The organism is Sulfitobacter sp. HI0129 (genome assembly GCF_001635395.1).
In the GTDB taxonomy this organism is placed as follows: Bacteria; Pseudomonadota; Alphaproteobacteria; order Rhodobacterales; family Rhodobacteraceae; genus Sulfitobacter.
The window spans coordinates 1-6021 of sequence record NZ_LWGH01000373.1 but is presented as its reverse complement, the minus strand read 5'-3'; the positions used below and the strand labels follow the sequence as shown (position 1 = coordinate 6021).

Below are 6021 nucleotides of genomic sequence, written 5' to 3'. Positions count from 1 at the left end.
CCCCCGAACGTGAATCCCAGCTAGAAGGATGGCAATCTCACGATCACCAAAGTTTTGTGGAACAATTTTAGCGGTTACGCGCCGGAAGGTTCCCGCGAACTTTCCAGAGTGGAATTTGCGGTCGAGCTCCCGCAATACGGCAACACGGGTGTTTCCTTCGAGAGTCAGGTATTTACCTGTCGGCGTTTTCTTTACGTAGATCGACTGCATTTGCCCGATCTCTTGGATCGACTTTTTGAGACCGTCGTAACCACGTGAACCGCGAAGTGCCTCCTCAAGCTGAATCTCTGTTGAGAAGCCATCCATCTTTGCCGTTTGCAGGCGCGGGTTCTCGTCCCAAAGGGCAACTTCGTCATGCACATCAAGTCCGACTTCCCGCATCTCCCATTCTGTACTTCCGATTCGCTCAAAGAGAACTCGCTCCTCGCTCGGCGGGAGGGTCTCCAAGTTCTTGCTATCATCCTTCATCACTCAATCCTTGCATAAGTTGCCTGAGCAAGTCCTATCAAGATATTGGCGCTCTTGCAAGGCTCTAATTTTGCAGTGTTCAAGCTCGATGGTTCAAGATATGGTTAGGATGCGGGCTTGGGCCCTAATATATTGACTGAATAAGAAGATTGAGCATGTCGGGCATCACGCTGCACAAGAGAAGGTCTACCCTAGCCGACGGGCCTAGGTGCGTTGACCTTTTTGCAGGTGCTGGAGGCCTCGCGGTTGGCTTTCGTCAGGCTGGCTGGAGCATTGCCTGTGCCAATGACATGGATTCGGCAGCGTCAGAGACATTTCGCCTAAATTTTCCTGAGACGTCATTTATTGAGGGCGCGATTTCGTTAGTCTGCGCTGACGACATTTTGCGCGCGAGTGCGCTGGGCCGTGGAGAACTGGACTGCCTTATTGGAGGGCCGCCTTGTCAGTCGTTCAGTCATAACAATCACAAGAGAAATGCAATCGACGACCGTGCCCGGCTCTTTGAATATTATTTGACGCTGGTGAAGAGGCTTCGCCCAAAAACGCTGGTGATGGAAAATGTGCCGGGCATACTTTCGATAGACAACGGTCAGGTGGTCAAGGCGATACTTAGTTCATTGAGTGACCAAGGTTACAGTGTTGCTTATGAAACGTTGTCCGCCGAACTCTATGGAACGCCTCAGGCTCGCCGCAGGGTGTTCATTGTTGCTAGCCGCATTGGGGACGCCGCCGAGCTATTGCCTAAACCAACCCATTGGTCCAAATTTTTGGATGGGCTTGGACGAAGGAAAAGTGAGCGACCTGAGGGCGCAGCAAAACGAATTGTTACTGTTGGGAACGCAATAGGAGATCTCCCCGATTTGGAGAATGGTGGTGGAACACAGGTCTCAGGCTGGCAGGGAACAAGCGCAACAACTGAGTATCAGCGTTTTGCAAGAAAAGGCGCAACCGCGCTATACAATCATGTCTGCCACGGCCTTACGAAAGTAAACTTGGATCGCATTGTTTGCGTCCCGGAAGGTGGAAATTGGCGAGATATCCCACGAGAATTGTTACCTGCTGGAATGCAACGTGCTCGATTGACTGATCATACTAAACGTTATGGTCGTTTGGACCGTAATGGCATGGCGTCCACGTTGCTGACCAAATGCGATCCGCATTGGGGTGCATATGTTCATCCTGAGCAGAACAGGACAATCTCGGTTCGTGAAGCAGCGCGGCTGCAAGGATTTCCCGACGCATTTCAATTTGCGGGTTCAAATCTTGGGAAAATGTATCAGCAAGTTGGCAACGCAGTTCCAGTGCCTCTTGCTAGAGCGTTTGGCACCGCGATTTCTGATCACTTAGCAAAGTGGACCACGGAAAGTTTGAAACTTCAAAAGGACGCAGCCTAAGAAAGCGCCTGGAATCTAAGGATTCAAAGCCTCTTGATCTCCTAAAATTCCATGAATGAAATCAATATCTTGCGGGGCGGCTGGCTCTGAAAGGCCCAGAATAGACCACCTAGGAGGCGTGATTGACCACACCTAAATTGAGGTTTCCCGCAGCCAATTTGGCTGCGGGAGCGCTTTTTTTTTAGCGAGGATCAGATCGGTTGTGCTCGTGGCAGATACGGGCAACGCAGTCCCCAATCAGCTCGCCGGTTTCGGTCTTGGTTTTGAGCCTGAAGCTCATGTCGTAGAGCTCCGTGGCCAGTTTGACGACCCGATCATTGACTTGCGGCAATGCGGGATTTGACCGACGTCGGTTTTCTTCAGTTGCTGATTTCAAGAAGCCGTAGATATAGGCAACGCCGGTTTGCTCGGGGGCACGCAGCCTTTCGATATTTTGCAGCATTGATGTCAGCGCCGCATCACGAAAGACAGCCTTACGGCGGTTTTCACGGTCCTTGGTGGCAGGCGTCAATGACGCCGCGTACTCCGCGACCGCCTGCGGGCTTGACGGGTCAGATGGACCGTCGTGCTCTGCAAAAGCCAGATCAGCAAAATCATCTAACGGGTAGGTTTGATCTTCATAGTAGCGCATGGGAATCTCCTCATTTTGCGCGGACAGCCGATCACCGGTGTCCATGCAAATAGAAATCTCATTCGCCCAAAATTTTTAAAACTATTACTTCTCGTTTGTGCATAAAAGCCACTTAACAGAAAGTTAAATTCAACGATTTTCGTAATAATAATAGACGGTTTTATTGAAGGGCAATGCGTGCCTTTTCCAGATCAAACTGGGTCGGGTTTCCAGACGCCAAAGCGGTTGCATCATCCAGTGTTTTCAGCATCATAGCACCCATTCCAGTGTCAAGCGACCTGGAGTAGGCAGCTTCAAAGGTCTCGCCGGGCTGGCGAAGTGATTTGGCCAAGTCGTCCAGCTGTTTTTCGGCAACTTTTTTGTTGGCCAGTGCGCGTTTTTGGAAGTCGTCAGGCATGATTGCGCTCCTTTTTGCGGTTTCATGGGGAATATTTGCGGCTGCACGGGCAGCGTCTACTTGCTGTTCAAGTTGATCAACCTCCTTGGCCAGCTCCAGAACACGACCAAGTTCGTCTTCATCACGTGCCAATGCCGCCAGGGTGTCTTCAAGCTCTTTCCTTTTCGCCTCCAACCGCACCAGGTCATCTGCATGTCTGTTTCCGTCGATTGTCATCTCAGTAGTCCTCCAGGTCTTTCTGGGCCTGCATGGCAATACCACGCTGGGGCGAGGCAGCCTTGATGCGAGCAAGCTCCACGTTCAAGGAATGTGAAACGCGGCTTTCGGCATCCTCAAGGGTGATCGCGTGGCGTGCTTTGATCGGCGTATCGATACCTAGCGAGCGCACCAGTTCCTGATTGCCAGCGGCGATCAGCGCTTTGATCAGGGCTTCTGATTGACGATTGTTTGTCAGCACCCGATCAATGGGTGCAACATCACCGCCTGCGGCTGCCGTAGAGCCGACGCCATGCCGTACAGCTTCTCGATAGGCCGACCAGTTCTTGGCGAGGGCAGACAGAGCGGAGTCGACCGCAGCAGCCAGTTTTTGCCGCTCGGATGTTGCCTCCAGACCTGACTGCACCTGTCTGGTGCGACGCGCACGGTCCCGCGCTTCCGATGCATCTGCCAGCCTTGCATCCAATGTGCTGATTGCAGCGTCCAGATTGGCCAGCCGTTCTGCAAGTGATGCCGTGGGGGGTGGTTGCCTGCCCTCGATGATCGCCTGCGGAGCCAGCTCCCGTGCATCGTCCAGTTCTTTTGACAGATTGGTCCGTTCTTCGCGGAGTTCCTGCGACCGTTTTTCGATATCTTTCATGCGGACTTCTTTCTTTTGCGGTTTGGTTGGGGACGCGGGAAAGAAGGAGGCCGAACCCGCGTCCCTGTGCCGCCCGGTGATCCAAATCCGTGCAACCTGATTAAAATGGCGCAACGAAGCCGCATGGGGGACCAGCGTATAGCGTTCGGAGGCCATTTGCTGGCAGCGGGGTTCAGCAGCCAAGAAAGCCTTGACGCTCAGCTCTTCTTTCAGCCCTCAAACCACGGCGTTCTGCGAACGTGATCCAATAGCTCTTGCCGAATTTCCTGATCCAGGCCGATCCGTGTCTCTATCGACCAAAGTGCCTCATCTCGCACCTGCGCAGATCGCCATGGCACCGGTTCCGCCCCAGCACGCAATTCGGCAATGAGGCCAGTGTCAGGTGCATCCAGATGGCCCAAGGTCACACGGCAGGTGATCGCCCCACCGTCGAAGGGCAATGTGGCAACCCCGCTAGGCAGGACGATCACCACCTCAACTTCTGGCCAATCAGACATCATCGTTTTCAACCTTATGGTCTGTACCTTGGGTTGTTTCGACAATCGGCACAGCGTCGATGATGTCGTTTGTCGCCGAAGGCTTCACAAGCTTCGGCATGGGCCGAGGTCCGGCATGGACGTGCGTTGCGTTGTTGACCTGTACGGCAACAGGCACGTCATTGACGGATCGCACCCGCAGAGACAGAAGTTTGTTTGTGATCCGTGGATCCACGTTTGAAGTGTCGAACCGCATGACCTGTTCGAAATCATCATTCAATATGGGTTGGCCAGTTGCATCACAGACGGGAACCCATTTTCCTGTTCCCATCTCTGTGGCCGTATGAATCACCCGCCAAGTCAGATCTTCTTCGAAGGACGCCAGGGCCTCATCCCAACGCTCCGCAAAGTCAGGATCGCGTTCACGCCTTGCATAAAAGGTACGACGGGTCAGGCCCGTCATATTGGCCGCATAGGTGATCTGGCCAAATTGCCGAAGATGGACCAGGAACTCTTCTGCTTTCTGGTCATAGACCTTGGGCATCTTGGATTTCATGTGCGGGTCAGCAGCAGGGGATAGCCTGTTAATCACGCTCATCGATCTGCCCTCCACTGGGCCTCTGGCAGGGCTCCATTTTTGCCATCCCATAAGTGTTTGGGAATGTTGAGCAAAAGGGAGCCCAGTTAGGGGGATATGATTGGTAGTCCCTTGATCTGCTGACGATGTTTTTCATTGAGCCGATCTCAGGCCTTGTTGCTTTATGATTGTCGTATTGCCAGAAAGATCAAAACCAGCGTTCGCACCTATATGCGTCATTGCTTCTCACGTGTGCGCAATGAAACCAGTGGAGGTTGACGGTACGCCTGATTTGGCAAGTTAAGTCTGTCGGGCCTGTCAGGCCACACACGACAAAAACTCTATATGTCTATATGTCTCTATGGCCTCTTACGGTCGTGAATCCAAACTCATTAATATGATGCTTTCTTGCTCTTCTGTATTAGGGTCAGGACCCATTGATTTCCGCACGGCGACATGATTCACGGTTGGAAAAACGAGCGGTGAACATGTCTGATCTATTCTGGCTGACAGATGCGCAAATGGCGCGTCTTGAGCCCTTCTTCCCCAAGTCCCACGGCAAACCCCGCGTCGATGATCGGCGTGTGTTGAGTGGGATTATCTTCATCAATCGCAATGGCTTGCGTTGGCGCGACGCGCCTAAGGAATACGGGCCGCACAAGACGCTGTACAACCGTTGGAAGCGGTGGAGCGACAAAGGTATCTTTGCCCGGATGATGGCAGGTCTGGCCGAAAGTCACGAGGAAAAGAAGACTGTGATGATCGACGCCACGCACCTGAAGGCACACCGCACAGCGACCAGTCTGGCCGTCAAAAAGGGGGGCGTGGACGCCTGATTGGCCGTACCAAGGGCGGCATGAACACCAAGCTGCACGCCATCTGCGACAGCCAAGGCCGACCGCTCAATCTGTTCGTGACCGCAGGACAGGTCAGCGATTACGTCGGTGCCCGAGCACTGGTGAGCCGTTTGCCCAGGGTGGACTGGCTGCTTGGCGATCGTGGCTATGACGCCGATTGGTTCCGAGAAGCGTTGAAAGACAAAGGGATACGGGCGTGTATCCCTGGCCGTAAACAGCGGAAGAAGCCAGTGAAGTACGACAAGCGTCGCTACAAGCGGCGCAACCGGATCGAAATCATGTTCGGCAGGCTGAAGGATTGGCGGCGTGTGGCAACCCGTTACGATAGATGCCCGAAAGTCTTCCTGTCAGCCATCGCCCTCGCC

The 6021-nt window shown here is 53.5% G+C and carries 7 protein-coding genes; 2 read left to right on the top strand and 5 right to left on the bottom strand.

Annotated elements, in window-relative coordinates; genetic code table 11:
- Window positions 1-468, bottom strand: a 468-nt coding sequence (locus A3764_RS09620) for a hypothetical protein (RefSeq protein WP_150122128.1), incomplete at its 3' end; no start/stop codon positions are given.
- Between the two features lie 155 nt (window positions 469-623).
- On the opposite strand from A3764_RS09620, the gene A3764_RS24020 reads away from it, so the two are divergent.
- A complete protein-coding gene (locus A3764_RS24020; protein WP_082850908.1) occupies window positions 624-1862 on the top strand; it encodes a DNA cytosine methyltransferase in 1239 nt (412 codons plus the stop codon).
- 181 nt (window positions 1863-2043) lie between these two features.
- On the opposite strand, the gene A3764_RS09615 is transcribed toward A3764_RS24020, so the two are convergent.
- From A3764_RS09615 to A3764_RS09595, 4 genes are all read right to left on the bottom strand, one after another.
- Window positions 2044-2493 carry a hypothetical protein gene (locus tag A3764_RS09615; protein WP_150120795.1) on the bottom strand — a complete coding sequence of 150 codons (450 nt, stop codon included), beginning with the start codon at window positions 2491-2493 and terminating at the stop codon, window positions 2044-2046.
- 160 nt (window positions 2494-2653) lie between these two features.
- Window positions 2654-3106 (bottom strand): hypothetical protein, encoded by a 453-nt coding sequence (locus A3764_RS09610; protein WP_067924693.1) that lies wholly within the window; start codon window positions 3104-3106, stop codon window positions 2654-2656.
- Window position 3107: 1 nt separating this feature from the next.
- Window positions 3108-3746: a hypothetical protein gene (locus A3764_RS09605; RefSeq protein ID WP_150120796.1), complete on the bottom strand. Its 639-nt coding sequence runs from the start codon at window positions 3744-3746 to the stop codon at window positions 3108-3110.
- A gap of 489 nt (window positions 3747-4235) precedes the next feature.
- Window positions 4236-4820 (bottom strand): hypothetical protein, encoded by a 585-nt coding sequence (locus A3764_RS09595; protein ID WP_150120797.1) that lies wholly within the window; start codon window positions 4818-4820, stop codon window positions 4236-4238.
- A gap of 467 nt (window positions 4821-5287) precedes the next feature.
- On the opposite strand from A3764_RS09595, the gene A3764_RS24015 reads away from it, so the two are divergent.
- Window positions 5288-6021, top strand: a protein-coding gene (locus A3764_RS24015; RefSeq protein WP_150122127.1) for an IS5 family transposase whose coding sequence is annotated in 2 segments (ribosomal slippage) — window positions 5288-5609 and window positions 5609-6021 — 735 coding nt annotated over the 2 segments. Because the reading frame shifts where the segments join, the coding sequence is not laid out codon by codon here. This gene is flagged as partial in the annotation.

Coding starts and splice junctions, on each gene's coding strand:
- A3764_RS24020 (WP_082850908.1), top strand. CDS start 624: ATGTCGGGCATCACGCTGCACAAGAGAAGGTCTACCCTAGCCGACGGG.
- A3764_RS09615 (WP_150120795.1), bottom strand. CDS start 2,493: ATGCGCTACTATGAAGATCAAACCTACCCGTTAGATGATTTTGCTGAT.
- A3764_RS09610 (WP_067924693.1), bottom strand. CDS start 3,106: ATGACAATCGACGGAAACAGACATGCAGATGACCTGGTGCGGTTGGAG.
- A3764_RS09605 (WP_150120796.1), bottom strand. CDS start 3,746: ATGAAAGATATCGAAAAACGGTCGCAGGAACTCCGCGAAGAACGGACC.
- A3764_RS09595 (WP_150120797.1), bottom strand. CDS start 4,820: ATGAGCGTGATTAACAGGCTATCCCCTGCTGCTGACCCGCACATGAAA.